The organism is Streptomyces rubiginosohelvolus, assembly GCF_014649875.1.
GTDB lineage: Bacteria > Actinomycetota > Actinomycetes > Streptomycetales > Streptomycetaceae > Streptomyces > Streptomyces rubiginosohelvolus.
The window spans coordinates 194,991-213,798 of record NZ_BMTW01000003.1; the positions used below are offsets into that span (position 1 = coordinate 194,991).

17 protein-coding genes are annotated in these 18,808 nt (G+C 70.6%); 8 read left to right on the plus strand and 9 right to left on the minus strand.

Going from position 1 to position 18,808, the window contains the following annotated elements; genetic code table 11:
- Nucleotides 1-144: 144 nt before the first annotated feature.
- The 5 genes from IE134_RS10695 to IE134_RS10715 all read right to left on the minus strand — a co-directional run bounded on the left by IE134_RS10695 (nt 145) and on the right by IE134_RS10715 (nt 3,831).
- Nucleotides 145-1,296 carry a DUF475 domain-containing protein gene (locus IE134_RS10695; RefSeq protein WP_030707997.1) on the minus strand — a complete coding sequence of 384 codons (1,152 nt, stop codon included), beginning with the start codon at nt 1,294-1,296 and terminating at the stop codon, nt 145-147.
- 69 nt (nt 1,297-1,365) lie between these two features.
- Nucleotides 1,366-1,941, minus strand: coding sequence for a TerD family protein (locus tag IE134_RS10700; protein ID WP_010057499.1), 576 nt, complete (start codon nt 1,939-1,941; stop codon nt 1,366-1,368).
- 130 nt (nt 1,942-2,071) lie between these two features.
- Nucleotides 2,072-2,647 carry a TerD family protein gene (locus IE134_RS10705; protein WP_030708002.1) on the minus strand — a complete coding sequence of 192 codons (576 nt, stop codon included), beginning with the start codon at nt 2,645-2,647 and terminating at the stop codon, nt 2,072-2,074.
- Between the two features lie 138 nt (nt 2,648-2,785).
- Nucleotides 2,786-3,244 (minus strand): peroxiredoxin, encoded by a 459-nt coding sequence (locus tag IE134_RS10710; RefSeq protein WP_006124187.1) that lies wholly within the window; start codon nt 3,242-3,244, stop codon nt 2,786-2,788.
- A gap of 149 nt (nt 3,245-3,393) precedes the next feature.
- Nucleotides 3,394-3,831, minus strand: a complete 438-nt coding sequence (locus IE134_RS10715) for a DUF3052 domain-containing protein (protein WP_030592963.1) — start codon at nt 3,829-3,831, stop codon at nt 3,394-3,396.
- A gap of 501 nt (nt 3,832-4,332) precedes the next feature.
- Between IE134_RS10715 and aceE the strand changes: the two genes are divergently transcribed.
- A complete protein-coding gene (aceE, locus tag IE134_RS10720) occupies nt 4,333-7,065 on the plus strand; it encodes a pyruvate dehydrogenase (acetyl-transferring), homodimeric type (RefSeq protein WP_030708004.1) in 2,733 nt (910 codons plus the stop codon).
- A gap of 71 nt (nt 7,066-7,136) precedes the next feature.
- On the opposite strand, the gene IE134_RS10725 is transcribed toward aceE, so the two are convergent.
- Together IE134_RS10725 and IE134_RS10730 are read right to left on the minus strand one after the other, a co-directional pair.
- Nucleotides 7,137-7,556, minus strand: coding sequence for a peptidase inhibitor family I36 protein (locus IE134_RS10725; protein ID WP_030708006.1), 420 nt, complete (start codon nt 7,554-7,556; stop codon nt 7,137-7,139).
- A 212-nt stretch (nt 7,557-7,768) separates the two neighbouring features.
- Nucleotides 7,769-9,265: an MFS transporter gene (locus IE134_RS10730; RefSeq protein ID WP_373296741.1), complete on the minus strand. Its 1,497-nt coding sequence runs from the start codon at nt 9,263-9,265 to the stop codon at nt 7,769-7,771.
- 250 nt (nt 9,266-9,515) lie between these two features.
- On the opposite strand from IE134_RS10730, the gene IE134_RS10735 reads away from it, so the two are divergent.
- From IE134_RS10735 to IE134_RS10765, 7 genes are all read left to right on the plus strand, one after another.
- Entirely contained in the window at nt 9,516-10,169 is a 654-nt protein-coding gene (locus IE134_RS10735; protein ID WP_030708010.1) for a TetR/AcrR family transcriptional regulator, read from the plus strand.
- 171 nt (nt 10,170-10,340) lie between these two features.
- A complete protein-coding gene (locus IE134_RS10740; protein WP_030708012.1) occupies nt 10,341-11,558 on the plus strand; it encodes an alpha/beta hydrolase in 1,218 nt (405 codons plus the stop codon).
- An 86-nt stretch (nt 11,559-11,644) separates the two neighbouring features.
- Nucleotides 11,645-12,613, plus strand: a complete 969-nt coding sequence (locus IE134_RS10745) for a DUF4429 domain-containing protein (protein ID WP_126931359.1) — start codon at nt 11,645-11,647, stop codon at nt 12,611-12,613.
- Between the two features lie 161 nt (nt 12,614-12,774).
- Nucleotides 12,775-14,148: a sensor histidine kinase gene (locus IE134_RS10750; protein WP_098894601.1), complete on the plus strand. Its 1,374-nt coding sequence runs from the start codon at nt 12,775-12,777 to the stop codon at nt 14,146-14,148.
- Nucleotides 14,145-14,834, plus strand: a complete 690-nt coding sequence (locus tag IE134_RS10755; RefSeq protein WP_030592982.1) for a response regulator — start codon at nt 14,145-14,147, stop codon at nt 14,832-14,834. The genes IE134_RS10750 and IE134_RS10755 overlap by 4 nt, the downstream gene beginning before the upstream one ends.
- A gap of 139 nt (nt 14,835-14,973) precedes the next feature.
- Nucleotides 14,974-16,092 (plus strand): alpha/beta hydrolase, encoded by a 1,119-nt coding sequence (locus IE134_RS10760; protein WP_189430313.1) that lies wholly within the window; start codon nt 14,974-14,976, stop codon nt 16,090-16,092.
- Nucleotides 16,089-17,321 carry an acyltransferase family protein gene (locus IE134_RS10765; RefSeq protein WP_189430315.1) on the plus strand — a complete coding sequence of 411 codons (1,233 nt, stop codon included), beginning with the start codon at nt 16,089-16,091 and terminating at the stop codon, nt 17,319-17,321. The genes IE134_RS10760 and IE134_RS10765 overlap by 4 nt, the downstream gene beginning before the upstream one ends.
- Nucleotides 17,322-17,378: 57 nt before the next feature.
- Here the strand turns inward: IE134_RS10765 and IE134_RS10770 are convergent, their stop codons facing one another.
- The gene (locus IE134_RS10770) at nt 17,379-18,395 is read right to left on the minus strand and encodes an aldo/keto reductase (protein ID WP_098894599.1); all 1,017 of its coding nucleotides are present in this window, start codon (nt 18,393-18,395) and stop codon (nt 17,379-17,381) included.
- Entirely contained in the window at nt 18,395-18,805 is a 411-nt protein-coding gene (locus tag IE134_RS10775) for a MerR family transcriptional regulator (protein WP_030708023.1), read from the minus strand. The genes IE134_RS10770 and IE134_RS10775 overlap by 1 nt, the downstream gene beginning before the upstream one ends.
- Nucleotides 18,806-18,808: the final 3 nt, after the last annotated feature.

Genomic DNA, 18,808 nt, shown 5'->3' on the forward strand with positions numbered 1-18,808 from the left:
CGCCTGTTCGCGCCGACTGCTCGCGCTGCCTGTTCGCGCCCCGGACATCACTGCGGGGCGGCCGCCGGGCCGGGTCCGGGAGTTCCCGGAGAGCCGTCGCCGTGTGGGCCGCCCCGCAGAGAGCGTTCCTCAATCCTTACCGGGTCACACCCCGGAGGACACTTCCGCCTTGGTGCCCGAGCCGTCGCCCCCGCCGGATTCCGCGGCGAGCGCGCGGTTGCGCTTGACCGAGGACCAGAAGGAGAGGGCGATCAGGATCACGCCGACCGAGCCGGTGATGAGCTCGTTGATCTCGTGCTGGATGGTGATCAGCAGGATGATCGAGAGCGCGCCGATCGCGTAGTGCGCGCCGTGCTCCAGGTAGACGTAGTCGTCGAGCGTGCCCTCGCGCACCAGGTAGACGGTGAGCGAACGGACGTACATGGCGCCGATACCGAGGCCGAGGGCCATCAGCACGATCTCGTTGGTGATGGCGAAGGCGCCGATGACGCCGTCGAAGGAGAACGAGGCGTCCAGGACTTCCAGGTAGAGGAAGAGGAAGAACGCGGCCTTTCCGGCGAGGGCGACCCCGGTGACGGGCTTGCCCTTCTTCTTGGCCTCTTCCTCGGCCTCGTGCTCACGCTCCTCCTCCTCTTCGAGCTTGCCCTCGAAGAATCCGGAGAGCCCGCCGACGACGAGGTAGGTGATCAGACCGGCGATGCCGGAGAGCATGACCGTCCCCGACTTGTCCACGTGCCCGCCGCCGTGCTGGTGGGCCTGGGTCGCGAAGGTCATGGCGGTGATCATCAGGATGATCAGGGCGACGCAGACCGACAGCATGTCGACCTTGCCGAGCTTGGCGAGCGGACGCTCGATCCAGCGCAGCCAGTGGATGTCCCGGTCCTCGTCGAAGATGAAGTCGAGGAAGATCATCAGCAGGAACATGCCGCCGAAGGCGGCGATCGACGGATGGGCGTCCGTCACCAGTTCCTTGTACTTGTCCGGGTCGTTGAAGGACAGGTCGATGGCCTCGATCGGTCCGAGCTTGGCGCTCACGGCCACGATCACGACGGGGAACACCAGTCGCATACCGAAGACGGCGATGAGGATGCCGATGGTGAGGAAGATTTTCTGCCAGAAGGCATTCATCTTCTTCAGGATTCCGGCGTTGATCACCGCGTTGTCGAAGGACAGCGAGATCTCCAGGACGGACAGGATCGCGACGATGCCGAATGCCTGCCACCCCCCGTAGAAAATCGCTGCGACCAGGCCGAGCGCGGTAACCGCGAACGACCAGCCGAAGGTTTTCAGTACCACTGGCTACCCCATCGTGTTGTTAAAAGGGTCTCCCCCGGTGTGTCGGGGCCCCCCGCGCCGTGCGCGGCGTTATGAAACGTTGACGCCGAAGTCTAGAGCGATGCCCCGCAGGCCAGACGCGTACCCCTGGCCGACTGCACGGAATTTCCACTCGCCGTTGTACCGGTAGAGCTCGCCGAAGATCATCGCGGTCTCCGTCGAGGCGTCCTCGCTGAGGTCGTAGCGGGCCAGCTCCTGGCCGTCGGCCTGGTTGACCACGCGGATGAAGGCGTTGCTGACCTGGCCGAACGCCTGGCCCCGGTTGTCCGCGTCATGGATCGAGACCGGAAAGACGATCTTGTCGCAGTGGGCCGGGACCTGGTCGAGGCGGACGATGACGGACTCGTCGTCGCCGTCGCCCTCGCCGGTGAGGTTGTCGCCGGTGTGCTCGACGGAGCCGTCCGGGCTCGTGAGGTTGTTGTAGAAGACGAACCACTCGTCACCGAGCACCCGGCCCGACTGGCACAGCAGGGCGCTGGCGTCGAGGTCGAAAGCGGCGCCCGTGGTGGAGCGTGCGTCCCAGCCGAGCCCGACCAGCACCTGGGTGAGGTTGGGTGCGACCTTGGAGAGGGAGACATTGCCTCCCTTGGCGAGCGTGACGCCCATGTGTGTCCTCCCCGAGTCGTGAAAAAACGCTGCCGGGCGCTTTCGACGCCCGGGGTCGGGCGTCGAAAGCGCCCGGTCGGGGGCGTCCGGCGGGTCAGGACCGGCCGGACGCCCCCATGGCGCCAGAACGTCAGACGTTGACGCCGAAGTCCTGGGCGATGCCGCGCAGGCCGGAGGCGTAGCCCTGGCCGATGGCGCGGAACTTCCACTCGGCACCGTTGCGGTAGAGCTCGCCGAAGACCATCGCGGTCTCCGTCGAGGCGTCCTCGCTCAGGTCGTAGCGGGCGAGCTCGCTGTTGTCGGCCTGGTTGACCACGCGGATGTACGCGTTGCGGACCTGGCCGAAGCTCTGCTGACGGCTCTCGGCCTCGTAGATCGAGACCGGGAAGACGATCTTGTCGACGTCGGCCGGGACACCGGAGAGGTTCACCTTGATGACCTCGTCGTCGCCCTCGCCCTCACCGGTGGTGTTGTCACCGGTGTGCTCGACGGAGCCGTCGGGGCTCTTCAGGTTGTTGAAGAAGACGAAATTGCCGTCGGCGGCGACCTTGCCCTCGGCGTTCGCCAGCAGGGCGCTGGCGTCGAGGTCGAAGTCACCACCGGTGGTGGTGCGGGCGTCCCAGCCCAGACCGACGATGACCGCGGTCAGGTTGGGCGCGGCCTTGGTCAGCGAGACGTTGCCGCCCTTGCTGAGGCTGACTCCCACGAGTCCTCCAGTAGTTTTCTCAGGGGCCGGCAGACACCAGCGTCCCCGTCGTTCGTTGGCATCGGATCAACGATTGGATCCTAGTGACCGGTTCCCGGCCAAAACAGGCTTTTGACCGGGCGTCGCCAGGAGATCGTCTCAGAGCGCTTCGAGCGCCTTGACGTAATCGTTCAGGTCACGGGCGTCCGGGAGGCCGTTGACGACGCTCCAGCGGACGACGCCCTCCTTGTCGATGACGAAGGTGCCGCGCACCGCGCAGCCCTTGTCCTCGTCGAAGACGCCGTACGCCCGCGAGGTCTCCCCGTGCGGCCAGAAGTCGGACAGCAGCGGGTATTCGAGACCCTCCTGCTCGGCGAAGACGCGCAGGGTGTGGATGGAGTCGTTGGAGACGGCGAGGAGCTGGGTGCCCTCGTTCTCGAAGCGGGGCAGCTCGTCGCGGAGGGCGCAGAGCTCGCCGGTGCAGACGCCGGTGAAGGCGAACGGGTAGAACACCAGCACCACGTTCTTCTCACCGCGGAACTCCGACAGCCGCACGGTCCGGCCGTGGTTGTCCTTGAGCTGGAAGTCCGGGGCCTGGCTGCCGACCTCGATCGTCATGGAACACGTATCCCTTCGCCGCTTCTCCGCTTCCCGGCTCGGGTCCGTCCGGGTGACTCCCACCCTACGCAGACCGGCTGCGGCCAGACGAAGGCCCTCACGGGTGCGGGATGCGCCCGTGAGGGCCTCGGGGTGGTGCGAAGAGCGGTTCAGCGCTTGGCCTTGGCCCCCTTGGGAGTGGCCAGACGGCTGCCCGTCCAGTCCTTGCCCGCGCTGATGCTCTTGGTCTGGGCGAGCCCGGCCGTCTGGGCGGCCTCATTGATGTCGCTCGGTTCGACGTAACCGTCACGGCCGGTCTTCGGCGTCATCAGCCAGACCATCCCGCCGTCCTCGATCAGACCGATGGCATCCACCAGCGCGTCCGTAAGGTCGCCGTCCTCGTCGCGGAACCAGAGCAGAACGACGTCTGCGACGTCGTCGTACTCCTCGTCGACGAGTTCCTGGCCGGTAGTGGCCTCAATGCCCTCACGGAGCTCCAGCTCGACGTCGTCGTCGTAGCCGATCTCCTGGACCACCTGTCCGGGCTCGAACCCCAGGCGTGCTGCCGGGTTGGTCCGCTCCTCCGCGTGGTCCGCGGTCGCGCTCACGGGATGCCTCCTGATCATGTCTTCGGAAAATGCTGCAGCCACGCGCGTGCGCGGGGCGTAGGCCGTAGTCCACACGGGCCCGGCGAATCGCGCAAGTACCCAGCGTGCGAGACCGCCTATACGGTGACGTTCCCTGCCACGTCACCGCAAGTTCCGGCATGTCTCTCCGGCGGCTTCCCGGGGCCTGCCCGGGTCGCTCCGTCCGTTTACGTCCTTCCTCAGCTTATGCGGTTTCGCTCCGCCAATAGGAGTCGAACAGCCTTTGGGAACGCTTGGACGCCTTGGGCGTAAGGTTGCGGTTTGCCCGTACCCAGCCGTGCACTGCCCACACGCCTGCCCCGCGGACGAGTTCTCCGAACCGTGGGGTTACCCCTCGGTAGAGATGACGTTCGGGGCCTCGCGGTAGCACGATGGAGGCGGCGCGCACAGAGTTGACAGAGCTGTTCGGGGGGCACGTTCCCCGTAACAGCCCCGAGCACCACCGAACAGCGAAGGAACAGTGTGGCTTCCGGATCCGATCGCAACCCGATCATCATTGGCGGCCTTCCGAGCCAGGTCCCGGATTTCGATCCCGAGGAGACCCAGGAATGGCTCGACTCCCTCGACGCCGCCGTCGACGAGCGCGGCCGTGAGCGGGCCCGCTATCTGATGCTCCGGCTCATCGAGCGCGCGCGTGAGAAGCGCGTCGCCGTGCCGGAGATGCGCAGCACGGACTACGTGAACACGATCGCCACGAAGGACGAGCCGTTCTTCCCCGGCGACGAGGAGATCGAGCGCAAGGTCCTCAACGCGACCCGCTGGAACGCCGCCGTGATGGTCTCGCGGGCCCAGCGTCCCGGGATCGGCGTCGGCGGCCACATCGCCACCTTCGCCTCCTCCGCCTCGCTGTACGACGTGGGCTTCAACCACTTCTTCCGGGGCAAGGACCAGGGCGACGGCGGCGACCAGATCTTCTTCCAGGGACACGCGTCCCCGGGGATCTACGCCCGCGCGTTCCTGCTGGACCGGCTGAGCGAGGCGCAGCTCGACGCGTTCCGCCAGGAGAAGTCGAAGGCCCCGAACGGTCTGTCCAGCTACCCGCACCCGCGGCTGATGCCGGACTTCTGGGAGTTCCCGACCGTCTCGATGGGCCTCGGCCCGCTCGGCGCGATCTACCAGGCGCGGATGAACCGCTACATGGAGGCGCGCGGGATCGCCGACACCTCCAAGTCGCACGTCTGGGCCTATCTGGGCGACGGCGAGATGGACGAGCCGGAGTCGCTGGGCCAGCTGTCCATCGCGGCCCGTGAGGGCTTGGACAACCTGACCTTCGTCGTCAACTGCAACCTTCAGCGGCTCGACGGTCCGGTGCGCGGCAACGGCAAGATCATCCAGGAGCTGGAGTCGCAGTTCCGGGGCGCCGGCTGGAACGTCATCAAGCTGGTCTGGGACCGCTCCTGGGACCCGCTGCTGGCGCAGGACCGCACGGGCATCCTGGTCAACAAGCTGAACACCACGCCGGACGGCCAGTTCCAGACGTACGCGACCGAGACCGGCGCGTACATCCGCGAGCACTTCTTCGGCGACGACCCGCGGCTGCGGGACATGGTCAAGGACATGACCGACCAGCAGATCCTGCACCTGGGCCGCGGCGGTCACGACCACCGCAAGGTCTACGCGGCCTACGCGGCGGCCAAGGCCCACAAGGGCCAGCCGACGGTCATCCTGGCGCAGACCGTCAAGGGCTGGACGCTGGGGCCGAACTTCGAGGGCCGCAACGCGACCCACCAGATGAAGAAGCTCACGGTCGAGGACCTCAAGCGCTTCCGGGACCGCCTGCACATCCCGATCACGGACAAGCAGCTGGACGAGGGCTACCCGCCCTACTACCACCCGGGCCGCGACTCGGAGGAGATCCAGTACATGCACGACCGCCGGCAGGGTCTGGGCGGTTACGTCCCGACCCGGGTGGTCCGTGCGAAGCCGCTGCCGCAGCCTGCGGACAAGACGTACGCGGCCGCGAAGAAGGGTTCGGGTTCGCAGTCGATCGCCACCACCATGGCGTTCGTCCGCATCCTGAAGGACCTGATGCGGGACAAGGAGATCGGCAAGCGGTTCGTGCTGATCGCCCCCGACGAGTACCGCACGTTCGGCATGGACGCGTTCTTCCCGAGTGCGAAGATCTACAACCCGCTGGGCCAGCAGTACGAGGCGGTCGACCGGGAGCTGCTGCTCGCGTACAAGGAGTCCCCGACGGGTCAGATGCTGCACGACGGCATCTCCGAGGCGGGCTGCACGGCCTCGCTGATCGCGGCCGGTTCGGCGTACGCCACGCATGGCGAGCCGCTGATCCCGGTGTACGTCTTCTACTCGATGTTCGGGTTCCAGCGGACCGGCGACCAGTTCTGGCAGATGGCCGACCAGCTCTCGCGCGGCTTCGTGCTGGGCGCGACCGCCGGCCGCACCACGCTGACCGGTGAGGGCCTCCAGCACGCGGACGGCCACTCGCAGCTGCTCGCCTCGACGAACCCGGGCTGTGTCGCGTACGACCCGGCCTTCGGGTTCGAGATCGCGCACATCATGCAGGATGGGCTCCGCCGGATGTACGGCGAGGCGAACGAGGACGTCTTCTACTACCTCACCGTCTACAACGAGCCGATCCAGCACCCGGCCGAGCCGGAGAACGTGGACGTGGACGGCATCCTCAAGGGTGTCTACCGCTTCAAGCAGGGCGAGGCGGGCGAGATCCCGGCGCAGATCCTGGCGTCCGGTGTGGCGGTCCCGTGGGCCGTCGAGGCGCAGAAGATCCTCGCCGAGGAGTGGAACGTCAAGGCGGACGTCTGGTCGGCGACCTCCTGGAACGAGCTGCGCCGCGACGCGGTGGACGTGGAGCGCCACAACCTCCTGCACCCGGAGGAGGAGCAGCGCGTCCCGTACGTGACCAAGAAGCTCGAAGGGGCCCAGGGCCCGTTCGTGGCGGTCTCGGACTGGATGCGTTCGGTGCCGGACCAGATCGCGCGCTGGGTTCCGGGCGCGTACCAGTCGCTGGGCGCGGACGGCTTCGGCTTCGCGGACACCCGGGGTGCGGCCCGCCGGTTCTTCCACATCGACGCGCAGTCGATCGTGCTGGCGGTGCTGACCGAGCTGGCCAAGGAGGGCAAGGTCGACCGGTCGGCCCTGAAGAAGGCCGTCGACCGCTACGAGCTCCTGGACGTGGCCGCGGCCGATCCGGGCGCGGCGGGCGGCGACGCGTAAGCGGGAAACGCTGCGAAGGGGCGGTGACGCGGGCGCGTCACCGCCCCTTCGCATGTCCGGGGCCGGTGGGCTCAGTTCTCCCAGATCTTGAAGGCGCGTACCTGGTACGGGGACCGGGGCGCCCAGGTGCCCCCGCCCGGGTACGTCTCGAACTCCCCGGTCTCCGCGCACTCGGCGGACTGGTAGGTGGTGACGGGCCGCCCGGTGCGGTTGGCGAGGGACTGGGCGTCGCCGCCCTTCGGCAGGGGGACACAGCTCTCGATCTCGGTGTCGGAGAGCTCGAAGGTGTGGCGGGCCCCGGTGAAGTCGGGCTTCTTCCAGAGGCAGAGCCTGCCGGCCTCACAGGCGCCGAGAGCGACGCCCGGGGACCGCTCGGGGGCAGCGGCCGCCCGGTCGTGGGCCAGGGCCTGGGGAACGAGTGCGGAGACGGCCAGGACGGCCGCGAGAACGGCCGTACGCGTGAGGTTCGTGCGGGTGGGATTCGTACGCATGGGATTCGTGAGCGTGACGTTCGTGCGCATGGTGGATCAACCCCCGTGGTTGGTCGGTGATGTGCTTCCGCCGCTCACTCTGAGTCACCGGGGCGGCGGTGCGGAAGAGGGGACGGGGTGCTCCACCCTGATAGGCGACAGCCCCGCCGAAAGGATTCGGCGGGGCTGTGACCTGCACTGTGTTGACGATCCGTGTCGTCCTACGGGGCGCGTCAGATGTGACCGACCCCGGAACCCGCCTCGGCGTTCTCGCCGCGCTTGGTGAGGGTGGCGACGAGGGCGGCGACGACGGCGACACTGCCCGCGACGGTGAAGGCCAGGCCCATGCCGGACATGAAGGTGTCGTGGATGACCCCGCCGATGCGGTCGACGATGTCCGGCGTCATGCCGGGAGCCTTGGAGAGCGCCTCGGTCGGGACCATGCCGAACTCGGCGGCCTCCTCCAGCTTCGGGTCGGGTGCGCCGGGCAGGCCCGCGCCCGCCCAGTTGTCCGCGAAGTCGGCGCTGACCTTGGAGGACATGACCGCGCCGAGGACGGCGGTACCGAGCGCGCCGCCGACCTGCATGGCGGCCTGCTGGAGACCGCCGGCCACGCCGGACAGCTCCATGGGCGCGTTGCCGACGATGACCTCGGTGGCGCCGACCATGACCGGGGCGAGACCGCAGCCGAGCAGGGCGAACCAGAGGGACATCGCGAAGGTGCCGGTGGACTCGCTGAGCGTGGTCATGCCGAACATCGCGGTGGCCGTGCAGACCATGCCGCCGACCAGCGGGACGCGCGGACCGAACTTGGTGATCAGCGCACCGGCGACCGGCGAGGAGACGATCATCATGGCCGTCAGCGGCAGCAGGTGCAGACCGCTGTCGACCGGGCTGAGGCCGTGGACGCCCTGGAGGAAGAACGTCACGAAGAAGAGGCCGCCCATGAAGGCGAAGGCCATCAGCGTCATGAGGACGACACCGGCCGTCAACGGGATGGAGCGGAACATCCCCAGCGGGACGAGGGGCTCACGGACCCTGGTCTCCCAGAGGCCGAAGATGACGAAGAGCGCGACGGCGGAGGCGAGCCAGGCCCAGGTCCGCCCGTCGCCCCAGCCCCAGGACTCACCGGCCTTGATGATGCCCCAGATGAGGGCGAACATCGCGCTCGAGAGCAGCACGATGCCGGGGATGTCGAAGGAGCGCGGCGCGTTCGCGGCGCGGTGGTCCTTGAGGATCACCAGGCCGAAGGCGAGTGCCACGATGCCGACCGGCACGTTGATGAAGAAGACCGACTGCCAGCTGACGTGCTCGACGAGCAGACCGCCGACGATCGGGCCGCCCGCGGTGGAGGCTCCGATCACCATGCCCCAGATGCCGATCGCCATGTTCAGCTTCTCGGCGGGGAAGGTGGCGCGCAGCAGGCCGAGCGCGGCCGGCATCAGCAGGGCGCCGAAGAGGCCCTGGAGCACGCGGAAGAGAACGACGAGGCCGATCTCCTTGGAGAAACCGATCGCGGCGGACGAGACGGCGAAGCCGGCGATGCCGATGAGGAAGGTCTGCCGGTGGCCGAAGCGGTCACCCAGCTTGCCCGCGGTGATGAGGGCCACCGCGAGGGCGAGCAGATAGCCGTTGGTGATCCACTGGACGTCGGCGAGCGTGGCGCCGAGGTCCTTCTGGATGGCGGGGTTCGCGATGGCGACGATGGTGCCGTCGAGGGCGACCATCATCACGCCGATGGCGACGGCGAAGAGGGTCAGCCAGGGGTGGCCGCGAAGCCCCTTGACCGGGGCGGGTCCTGCGTTGTCTTCGGGCTCCCGCGGCGCCTTCTCGACGGTGGTCTGACTAGTCATACGGGGAGACTAGTGACAGCCTCTGACAGTTGACAAACCAATTCACAAGTCAGTAACTGTCACGTAGCTCACACGTTGCTCGCAGGTATGCTGAGCTGGACAAACACGGGAAAAGAGGGACCGGTACGTGACCGACGGGCAGACAGTCGAGCCCCGACCCGGACTGCGTGAACGCAAGAAGCAGCGCACCCGCGACGCCTTGTTGCGCGCCGCCCTCGAACTGTTCACGACCCAGGGGTACGAACGCACCACCGTCGACGAGATCGTCGACGCCGTGGAGGTCTCCCAGCGCACCTTCTTCCGCTACTTCGCGAGCAAGGAGGAGACCACCTTCGCCGTGCAGGAGATGGTCGAGTCCCGCTTCATCGAGGAGCTGCGGCGGCGCCCCGCGCACGAAGCGCCCTTCGAGGCCATGCGCCGGGCGGTGCTGTGCGCCTGGAACAGCATCGGCGAGGCGATCGAGGAGGTCATCACCGTCGACCTCCATATGCGGACCTACCAGATGATCGAGTCGACCCCCTCCCTGCTCGCCGCCCATATGCGGCGCGGCATCGCCTTGGAGAACCAGATCGCCCGGCTGATCGCGGAGCGCGAGGGGCTGGACGTGGAGCGGGACCCCCGGCCGCGGGTGGCCGTCGCCGCGTTCTCCGGGGTGATGCGGGTGACCGGCCAGCTGTGGGGGCAGGGGGTCGACCCGAGCGTGGAGGCGCTGCGCGATCTGACCGAGGAGTATCTCGACCAGCTCGTCCCGGCCCTCGCCCGCGACTGGCGCGAGAACTAGGGCCTGTCGTCGAACCGCCGTCGTCGCCCGGCGGTCCTGCCGACGACAGGTAGCACAGCCACGGGGCAGCTGTGACCCTCCGTGAGAAATCCGGGCTGAATCCTTCGCGGACGGGTGATGTACCTCACCTGAATCACGGTCGTCGGCGCGGGTCTCCTAGGGTGTGGCGCAGTGACTTCCTTCGACACCTCCCCCACGTTGACCGTATGGCGCGCGCTGCTCGCCGTAGCGGTGGTGTTCGTGATGCTGGCGACGACGGGCTGGAGCGCCGTACGCGATCAGCAGGCCGGCGGCCCCCGCGAGCTGGCGCTCGCCGCCTGGGCGCGGGACCGGATAGCGGGCCATTCGCTGCCGGAGGCCGACGCCCCCGCCTATCGGCTGGCCCACTTCTTCGCCACCCTCACCTCGGGCCAGCGGTTCGCGCTCGCGGACAAGTACCCGTCGGTGGTGGGAAACCTGGACGGCGCCCCGGTCACCCTGCGCTACCACGCCAACCGGGTGGCGCTCGGACAGGCCGTGGCCGTGGAGAAGATGCGGGCGCACGACGCGAAGTTGTCACCGGACGGGCGCGACGAGGCGCGGGCCCGGCTCGACCGGTTCCGTTCGCTGCTCAAGGGCGACCGGCAGATCCTGGCCTTCGATCCGTCCGGGAGGGGCCGGGCGGCCGAGGTGTTCGGCGATCTCGACCGGGCCGCCCGGGTCTCCGTCGTCGTCCCGGGCGTCGACACCCATCTGCTGACCCTGGAGCGCAGCAAGAGCAGCAAGCGCAGATACGCAGCCCCCGTCGGGATGGCCGAGTCCCTGTACGGGGCAGAGCGCTCGGCCTCCCCGGGCACGCGTACGGCGGTCATCGCGTGGGCCGACTACACCGCCCCGGCCGGTCTCGGCATGGACGCGGCGCTGGGCGGGCTCGCTGCGGACGGCGCGGTGCGGCTGAACGCGATGGTCGGCGCGCTGCCCGGCACCTCGAAGGTCTCGCTGTTCTGCCACAGCTACGGCTCCGTGGTGTGCGGGGTGGCCGCGCACCGGGCCCCCGACCGGGTGGCCGACATCGCGGTCGCGGGCAGCCCCGGCATGCGGGCCGCCAACGCCGGGCAGCTGGAGACCGGCGCCCGGATCTGGGCGACGCGGGACGGGGACGACTGGATCGGGGACGTACCGCACATGGAGTTCGGCGGGATCGGTCACGGGGCCGACCCGGTCGACCCGGCGTTCGGCGCGCGGATCGTCTCGGCGGCCGGGGCCGCCGGGCACAGCGGCTACTTCGAACCGGGCACCGAGAGCCTCGACAACTTCGCAGCGATCGGCGTCGGAGCGTACGGATCGATCAGCTGCGCGGGCGCCGACAGCACATGCCACAGCGGTATTTCCGGCGAGCGGGACGGCTGACGCGCGTAGAGGACCGTACCGGGCCGAAAAATTGGGACGTACTTCGAGGGGGGACGTGCGGGACTGTGCCGCATACGATGAGGCACATGGGTGATGTGCTGGCCGGAATTCATGCCACCTGGGAGTTCGACACCGACTCCGTGCTCATCCGCTTCGAACGGGGCATCCGCACACCGAAGCTCTTCCAGAGCCTGCGGGAACGCCGCATCCCGTATGCGGCGCTGTCGTCGGTGACGCTGACCCCCGGGAAGCGGGGCACGGTGGTTCTGCGTGCCGTGCCGAGGGTGGGTGCCGATCCTCTGGTGGAGGCTGCCTCCGGGCAGCTCAAGGAGGGGTGCGACCCCTATCGCCTGGTGCTTCCGGCGGAGCGGGAAGTGCTCGCCGAGTACTACGCGGACGAGCTGCGGGCCCTGCTGGACCCGGCGTCCGACGAGCCCGCCGACCGCTTCCTGGTGGCGGCCCCCGAGGCCCCGATGAACTTCAAGGCGTACGACGGGCGGGCCGGCTTCGACGGCGAGCGGGTCTCCTTCCGGTGGTCCTGGACCGGGGCGTCCAGCGCCAAGTGGAAGGCCGGCGACCAGAGCTTCAAAGTGAGCGAGTTGGCCGGAATCGTATGGCGCTCGCCCGAGGCGCTCGACGGCTACCTGCGGCTGCTGCCCCGCGCGGCGGCCCCGGTCGACCACCGCACCGGCGGCAGCCTGGGCGATCTGCACGGCCCCGGCGGCTCCGGGAGCGCGGACGGCGCGAGCGCCGACGGGGTGCCCGTGGCGGCTCCGGTCACCCGGGCCGCGGACCAGGATCCGGCCGCCGTGCTGTTCGGCCTGGGCTACGGGCCGGTGCACGAGTCGCTGCCCTTCGCCGCCGCCGTCCTGGAATCCGTACGCCGGACCCAGCCCGCGCCGGCCGCCTCCGCCCCGGCCCTGGTGAACGCCGGGCGGCGCGATCCCGCGGACATCGCCGAGCGGATACATCACCTCGGCGAGCTGCACCAGGCCGGACTGGTGACGGACGCCGAGTACACCGCGAAGAAGGCCCAGCTGCTCGCGGAGCTGTGACCGGGGCAGCGCCTGCTGCCGCGTACGCCGTGCCCTGCCGTCGCCGGGCCGTGACCGTACGCGGGGCCTCGACCCCGTACCGGAGTATGAGGCGGATCCGGCCGGGTCGGAACCCCGGTATGACGCCCGAGGGGCCTTCGCCTGCCTAGGCTGACCGGGCCATGGCCACTTCTCCTTCCCCCTCCCCCGCCGGGCCCCCGCCGCCCGCCGACGGCCTGCTGAGCGCCGCCCGCCGCAATCTGCGCGAGCTGGCCCACGGGCTGTCCCACGCGTCCCATCCGTCCACCCCGCTGCTGGCCGACGCGCCGAAGCCGTGGCAGCGGCTGCTGCCGTACGTCGTGGTGCTCGCCCTGGCCGCGACCTTCATCCCGGTCACCATCACCGTCCTGGCCTCGCAGTACGGCGTGCCGGGCGCGCTGGCCGGGGCGCTCGGGGTGGCCCAGGCGGCCCCGCTGCTGATGCTCGCCCACCGGCCCCTCCAGGCGTGGTGGATCATCTTCCCGGCCGACATCGTGAGCGCGCTGGTGCTGCTGGCCCACGATCCCGGGCGGCACGACACCTGGCCCTGGCCCCCGCCGACGCTGGTCGCCTACCTCTTCCTGCTGCTGGCCCTCGGCCTGCGCGAGACCCGGCGGACCGTCGTCGCGGTGTGGGCGGCGACGGCGGCGGCCGGGGCGGTCCTGCATCTGATCGCGCCCTCGGACCGCGCCACCGGCAGCGCTCTGCTGCTGCCGATCCTCGGCGCGGTGGTCCTGGTGATCGGCGCGGCGGTACGGGAGCGGGGCGAGGCGACCCGGCGGCTGGCCGAGCAGGAGACGATCAGCGAGGCGGAGCGGGCGCAGCGCACACTGCTGGAGGAGCGGACGCGGATCGCCCGCGAACTGCACGACGTGGTCGCGCACCACATGTCGGTGATCACCGTGCAGGCGGACTCCGCGCCGTACCGGATCTCCGGTCTCTCGGAGCCGGCGCGGGAGGAGTTCGCCTCCATCGCGGCGGCCGCGCGGGAGTCGCTCGGCGAGATGCGGCGGCTGCTGTCGGTGCTGCGCAGCGACGGCACCGAGGGCGACCGGGCCCCGCAGCCGGGACTGGACCGGCTCCAGCAGTTGGTGGAGGCGACGGTACGGGCCGGGCTGCCGGTGGAGCTGTCGCTGGCCGCGGATCTGGGTGAGGTGCCGTCGGCGGTGGATCTGTCGGCGTACCGGATCGTGCAGGAGGCGCTGGCCAATGTGGTGCGGCACGCGCCGGGTGCGCGCACCCAGGTCTCGGTCCGGGCGTCCGCGGGTCATCTGAACGTGCTGGTGGTCAACGGGCCCGCGCCGAAGCCCGCTTCGCCGCTGGAGAGCGCCGGGACCGGGCACGGGCTGGTGGGGATGCGCGAGCGCGTACGGTTGACCGGCGGCACGCTGGACACCGGTCCGCTGCCCGACGGCGGGTTCCGGGTGGCCGCCCGGATGCCGCTGCCCCCGGCCCACTCCCCGGCCGGCTCCCCGCCCGACTCCCCTTCCGTACAACCTTCTTCGGAGGATCTGTGACCATCCGCGTGATCATCGTCGACGACCAGGCCATGGTGCGGGCCGGGTTCGCGGCGCTGCTGGCAGCGCAGAGCGACATCGACGTGGTGGGCGAGGCGGCGGACGGCCGCCAGGGCGTGGACGTCAGCCGCAACCAGCATCCCGACGTGGTCCTGATGGATGTGCGGATGCCGGAGATGGACGGACTGGCCGCCGCACGCGAGCTGTTGAACCCGCCGGTGGGGGTGGTGCACCGGCCGAAGGTCCTGATGCTGACGACGTTCGACGTGGACGACTACGTGTACGAGGCGCTGCGTGCCGGGGCGTCGGGCTTCCTGCTGAAGGACGCGCCGCCAGCCGATCTGATCGCGGCGGTACGGGTGGTGGCGGCCGGGGACGCGCTGCTCGCACCCTCGGTGACCCGGCGACTGATCGCGGACTTCGCGGCGCAGCGGCCCGCCGGGGCGACGCGCACCGGGCAGGCGCTCCGGCTGAACGGGCTGACCCCGCGCGAGAGCGAGGTGCTGGAGCTGATCGCCCGGGGTCTTTCGAACCAGGAGATCGCGGGGCGGCTCGTGCTGGCCGAGCAGACCGTCAAGACGCACATCGGGCGGGTGCTGGCCAAGCTGGATCTGCGGGACCGGGCGCAGGCGGTGATCTTCGCGTACGAGTCGGGGCTGGTGACGCCGGGGGACGCGGGGGCGTAGCGGCCGCCCCCGGTTCCCCCACCCCCTACCCCGGTATCACCCCGCAGTTGGCTCCCCGGTGTGACGTCGCGTCACCCGTCCTCTTCCTACCTTCCTCCCGGTCGCACCGCCCGGTGCGGATCCGGAGAGGGAGGGCACGATGCGCCGATACGCGAGGACCCTGGTCGCGTTCGCACTGGCCGCCGGGATGGCGGCGGGAACCACCGGCTGGGTTTCGGGGGACGCGCAGCAGGCGCTGACCGGGCCGCCGCCGGGCAGTGCGCAGTGGCGGGCGGACCGCGCGCTGCTGGGCGCGGAGCTGCCCGATCCTGAGCGCACCACGCCTGCCGAAGTCGCGCGCTTCTTCGCGGGGTTGAGCACTGCCGAACAGCAACTGCTGCTGGTGCGGCATCCGTCCGTCGTCGGCAATCTCGACGGGGCGCCGCTGGAACTGCGCTACCGCGCCAACTCCCTTGCCCTGGCCGCCGAGGACGACCCCCGCTACCGTTCGCTCGCCGCTACCGGCCGGCAGATCCTCGCGTTCGACCCGCGCGGACGCGGCCAGGTCGCCGAGGTCTTCGGGGACCTGCGCACCGCGCAGCGGGTCTCCGTGGTGGTCCCCGGGTCCGACAACGACGCCGGGACCTTCGACCGGAAGGTCGCCGCGCACGGGGCCCCGCCCGGGATGGCCAGGACCCTGCACACGGCGGCCGGTCCGGGGACGGCCGTCGTCGCCTGGGTCGGGTACACCACTCCGGTGGGCGTCGGCATCGACGCGGCCACCGGCAGCCTCGCGGAGGCGGGCGCCGGGCGGCTGACCCGGTTCGCGGAGGGCCTGACGGCGGACGGACTGCCCGAGCCCGCCGTGTTCTGCCACAGCTACGGCTCCGTCGTCTGCGGGATCGCCGCACACCGTCTCCCCGCCACCGACGTGGTGGTCCTCGGCTCCCCCGGCATGCGGGCGGACGATGCCGCGGGGCTGCGGACGAAGGCGCGGGTGTGGGCGGCGAAGGACCCGACCGACTGGATCGACAACGTGCCGAACGTGCGTTTCGCGGGCCTCGGCCACGGCACGGACCCGACCGACCCGGCGTTCGGCGCCCGCCGCGTACCGGCGGAGGAGGCCCGGGGCCATGCCGGTTACTTCGCGCCGGGGACGGATTCGCTGCGGGCCTTCGCCGCCATCGCGCGGGGCACGGCCACGCCGGATGAGGCCGAGACACCCGCGGACGCACGGGCTTTGGCGCACGCGCCGGTCCTGGAAGGAGTCGCCCGATGAACGCCGTACGGGAGAACGCGCGGCGGCTCGCCGCCCGTGTCGACGCCTCCACCCCCGCCCACCGCGACCGCGCCGTCGACGGCCTGCGCGCGCTGGCCCTGCTCGCCGTGCCGCTCGGTCACTGGATGCTCGGCGGGTTCCGGCTGGACGCCGACGGTCTGCACAACGCGAGCCCGCTGGCCACGTTCGGCGCGCTCGCCCCCGCGAGTTGGGTGCTCCAGATGCTGGGGATCTTCTTCCTGGTCGGCGGGTACGCCTCGGTCCTCTCCTACCGCCGCCGGGCCTCGACGACGGCCGCCTGGCTGGGCGGCCGGCTGGCCCGGCTCGGCCGGCCGGTCCTCGGGGTGAGTGCCGTGTGGGCGGTGCTGGTCGCGGTGCTCTCCGCGCTGGGCGTACCCGGTGACACCCTGCGTACGGGGTCGACGCTGGTGATCCAGCCGCTCTGGTTCGTCGGGGTGTACACCGTGGTCACGGCCCTCACCCCGGTCTGCGTCACGCTGGCACGGAAGCTCGGCGGCTGGGCGGCACTCCCGCTGCTGGTCTCCGTCGCAATCGTGGACTTCCTGCGCTACGGGCCGTACGCGGAGGCGATGCCGTCCTGGCTGAGTGTGCTCAATGTCCTGCCCGGCTGGCTGTTCGCGTATCAGCTCGGCGTGTCCTGGGGCGAGGGGCGGATCGGGAAGCGCGGGGCCCGGCTGCTGCTGGTCGGCGGCGGGTTGCTGTTCGCCGTGCTGCTGCTGGTCTTCCACTACCCGGCGTCGATGGTCGGCGTGCCGGGCGAGGCCCGGACGAACTCGCATCCGCCGTCGCTGCTGGTGGTGGCGTTGGCGGCGGCCCAGAGCGGGGCGGCGATCCTGCTGCGCGACCGGCTCGGGCGGCTGCTGCGCAACCCGCTGCTCTGGGCGCCGGTCGTGGTGGTCAACCTGTCGGCGATGACGATCCTGTGCTGGCACCAGACGGCGATGCTGGCCGCCGCCGTACCGGCCTCGCTCGCGGGGACGGGGGGCATGGCGGTGGCCGGGCTGACGACCGCGCCGGACACGGTGGGCTGGATCCTCGCCCGGGCCGCTTGGCTGCCGGTGTTCGCCGGGCTGCTGGTGCTGATCGCCCGGTACGCGCGCCGCTTCGAGGCGCCGTGGCGGGCGGGCACCCGCGCCGCGAACGCCCGCCGCGCGCTGGCGGGGCTGCTCGCGGCGGGGTTCGCGGTGTTCGCGCTGGGGCTGGCGTGAGGCGGCGGCGTCGTCATGAACTTCATGAACCAGGCGATCACCGCGGACCCCTCCGGGCTACGCCTCCCGCGCCGCCGACGTACTGCTCATGTCCGGGTAGCGGTCCCCCGCCACCCGCCCCGCGATCGGCTCCAGCGCGGCCAGTTCATCGGCCGTGAGGGTCAGCCGGGTCGCCGCGACGTTCTCCAGGAGGCGGCCGCGCTTGCGGGTGCCGGGGATCGGGACCACGTTCAGGCCGTGGACCCCGGCGCGCTGCTGGACCCAGGCGAGGGCCACCTGCGCGGCCGTCGCCCCGTGCGCGGCGGCGATCTTGTGGACGGGCTCCAGCAGGGCCGCGTTCGTCCGGGCGTTGTCGCCGGTGAACCGGGGCTGGTGCTTGCGGAAGTCGCCCTCGGTGAGCTCCTTGCCCGCGTCGGTGAAGGCCCCGGTGAGGAAGCCCCGGCCGAGCGGGGAGTACGGGACGAGCGTGACGCCCAGCTCGGCCGCCGCGCCGACGGCGCTCTTCTCGACGTCCCGGCTGAAGAGGGACCACTCCGACTGGAGGGCGGCGATCGGGTGCACGGCGTACGCCTCGCGCAGTTCGGGGCCGGTCACCTCGCTCAGCCCGAGCTGCTTGACCTTGCCCTGCCGGACCAGCTCCGCCAGCGCGCCGACCGATTCGGCGAGCGGGACGGCCGGGTCGCGGCGGTGCATGTAGTAGAGGTCGATGACGTCGGTGTTCAGCCGGCGCAGGCTCGCCTCGACGGCGGTACGGATGTACGCGGGGTCGTTGCTGATGCCCCGGTACCGGGGGTCGTCGGTGCGGACGAGGGCGAACTTGGTGGCGAGGGTGATCTCGTCCCGGTGGGCCCCGACGAACGGGGCGAGGAACTCCTCGTTGGCCCCGCGCCCGTAGGCGTCGGCGGTGTCGAGGAGCGTGACGCCGGCCTCCAGGGCCGCGTCGAGGGTGTCGCGGGCGGCGCGTTCGTCGGTGTCGCCGTAGAACTCGCTCATGCCCATGCAGCCGAGGCCCTGGACGCCGACCCGCGGTCCGCCCGCTCCCAGCTCGACGGTGGCGATCTTGTCAACAGTCATCAGGCGCTGTGCCTCTCCGGCGCCCGGCGGGCGCCCGCATAGAAATCGATCTTGTGGTCGAGGACGGCGAGGGTGTCGTGGAGCTCCGCGATCCGCGAGATCACATCGCGGCGGGTCGCCTCCAGCAGCTCCTGCCGTGCCTCGAAGGTGGACTCCCCCTCCCGCAGCAGCTCCGCGTACCGCACCATGTCGGCGACGGGCATCCCGGTCAGCCGCAGCTTGCCGACGAAGGCCAGCCAGTCGAGGTCGCGGTTGCTGAAGCGGCGCTGGCCGGTGTGCGAGCGGTCGACGTGGGGCATGAGCCCGATGCGCTCGTACCAGCGCAGGGTGTGCGCGGTGAGGCCGGTGAAGGCGACGACCTCGCTGATCGAGTAGCTGTCCTGGCCCGCGGGGCGGGGGTGCTCCGTCATGTG

Bases quoted from the DNA above. Each gene is read 5' to 3' on its own strand.
- IE134_RS10710 (WP_006124187.1), bottom strand. From the start codon at position 3,244: ATGACGATCGAGGTCGGCAGCCAGGCCCCGGACTTCCAGCTCAAGGAC.
- IE134_RS10745 (WP_126931359.1), top strand. From the start codon at position 11,645: ATGGGTGATGTGCTGGCCGGAATTCATGCCACCTGGGAGTTCGACACC.
- IE134_RS10730 (WP_373296741.1), bottom strand. From the start codon at position 9,265: ATGATGGTCGCCCTCGACGGCACCATCGTCGCCATCGCGAACCCCGCC.
- IE134_RS10700 (WP_010057499.1), bottom strand. From the start codon at position 1,941: ATGGGCGTCACGCTCGCCAAGGGAGGCAATGTCTCCCTCTCCAAGGTC.
- IE134_RS10765 (WP_189430315.1), top strand. From the start codon at position 16,089: ATGAACGCCGTACGGGAGAACGCGCGGCGGCTCGCCGCCCGTGTCGAC.
- IE134_RS10770 (WP_098894599.1), bottom strand. From the start codon at position 18,395: ATGACTGTTGACAAGATCGCCACCGTCGAGCTGGGAGCGGGCGGACCG.
- IE134_RS10725 (WP_030708006.1), bottom strand. From the start codon at position 7,556: ATGCGTACGAATCCCACCCGCACGAACCTCACGCGTACGGCCGTTCTC.
- IE134_RS10760 (WP_189430313.1), top strand. From the start codon at position 14,974: ATGCGCCGATACGCGAGGACCCTGGTCGCGTTCGCACTGGCCGCCGGG.
- IE134_RS10750 (WP_098894601.1), top strand. From the start codon at position 12,775: ATGGCCACTTCTCCTTCCCCCTCCCCCGCCGGGCCCCCGCCGCCCGCC.
- IE134_RS10775 (WP_030708023.1), bottom strand. From the start codon at position 18,805: ATGACGGAGCACCCCCGCCCCGCGGGCCAGGACAGCTACTCGATCAGC.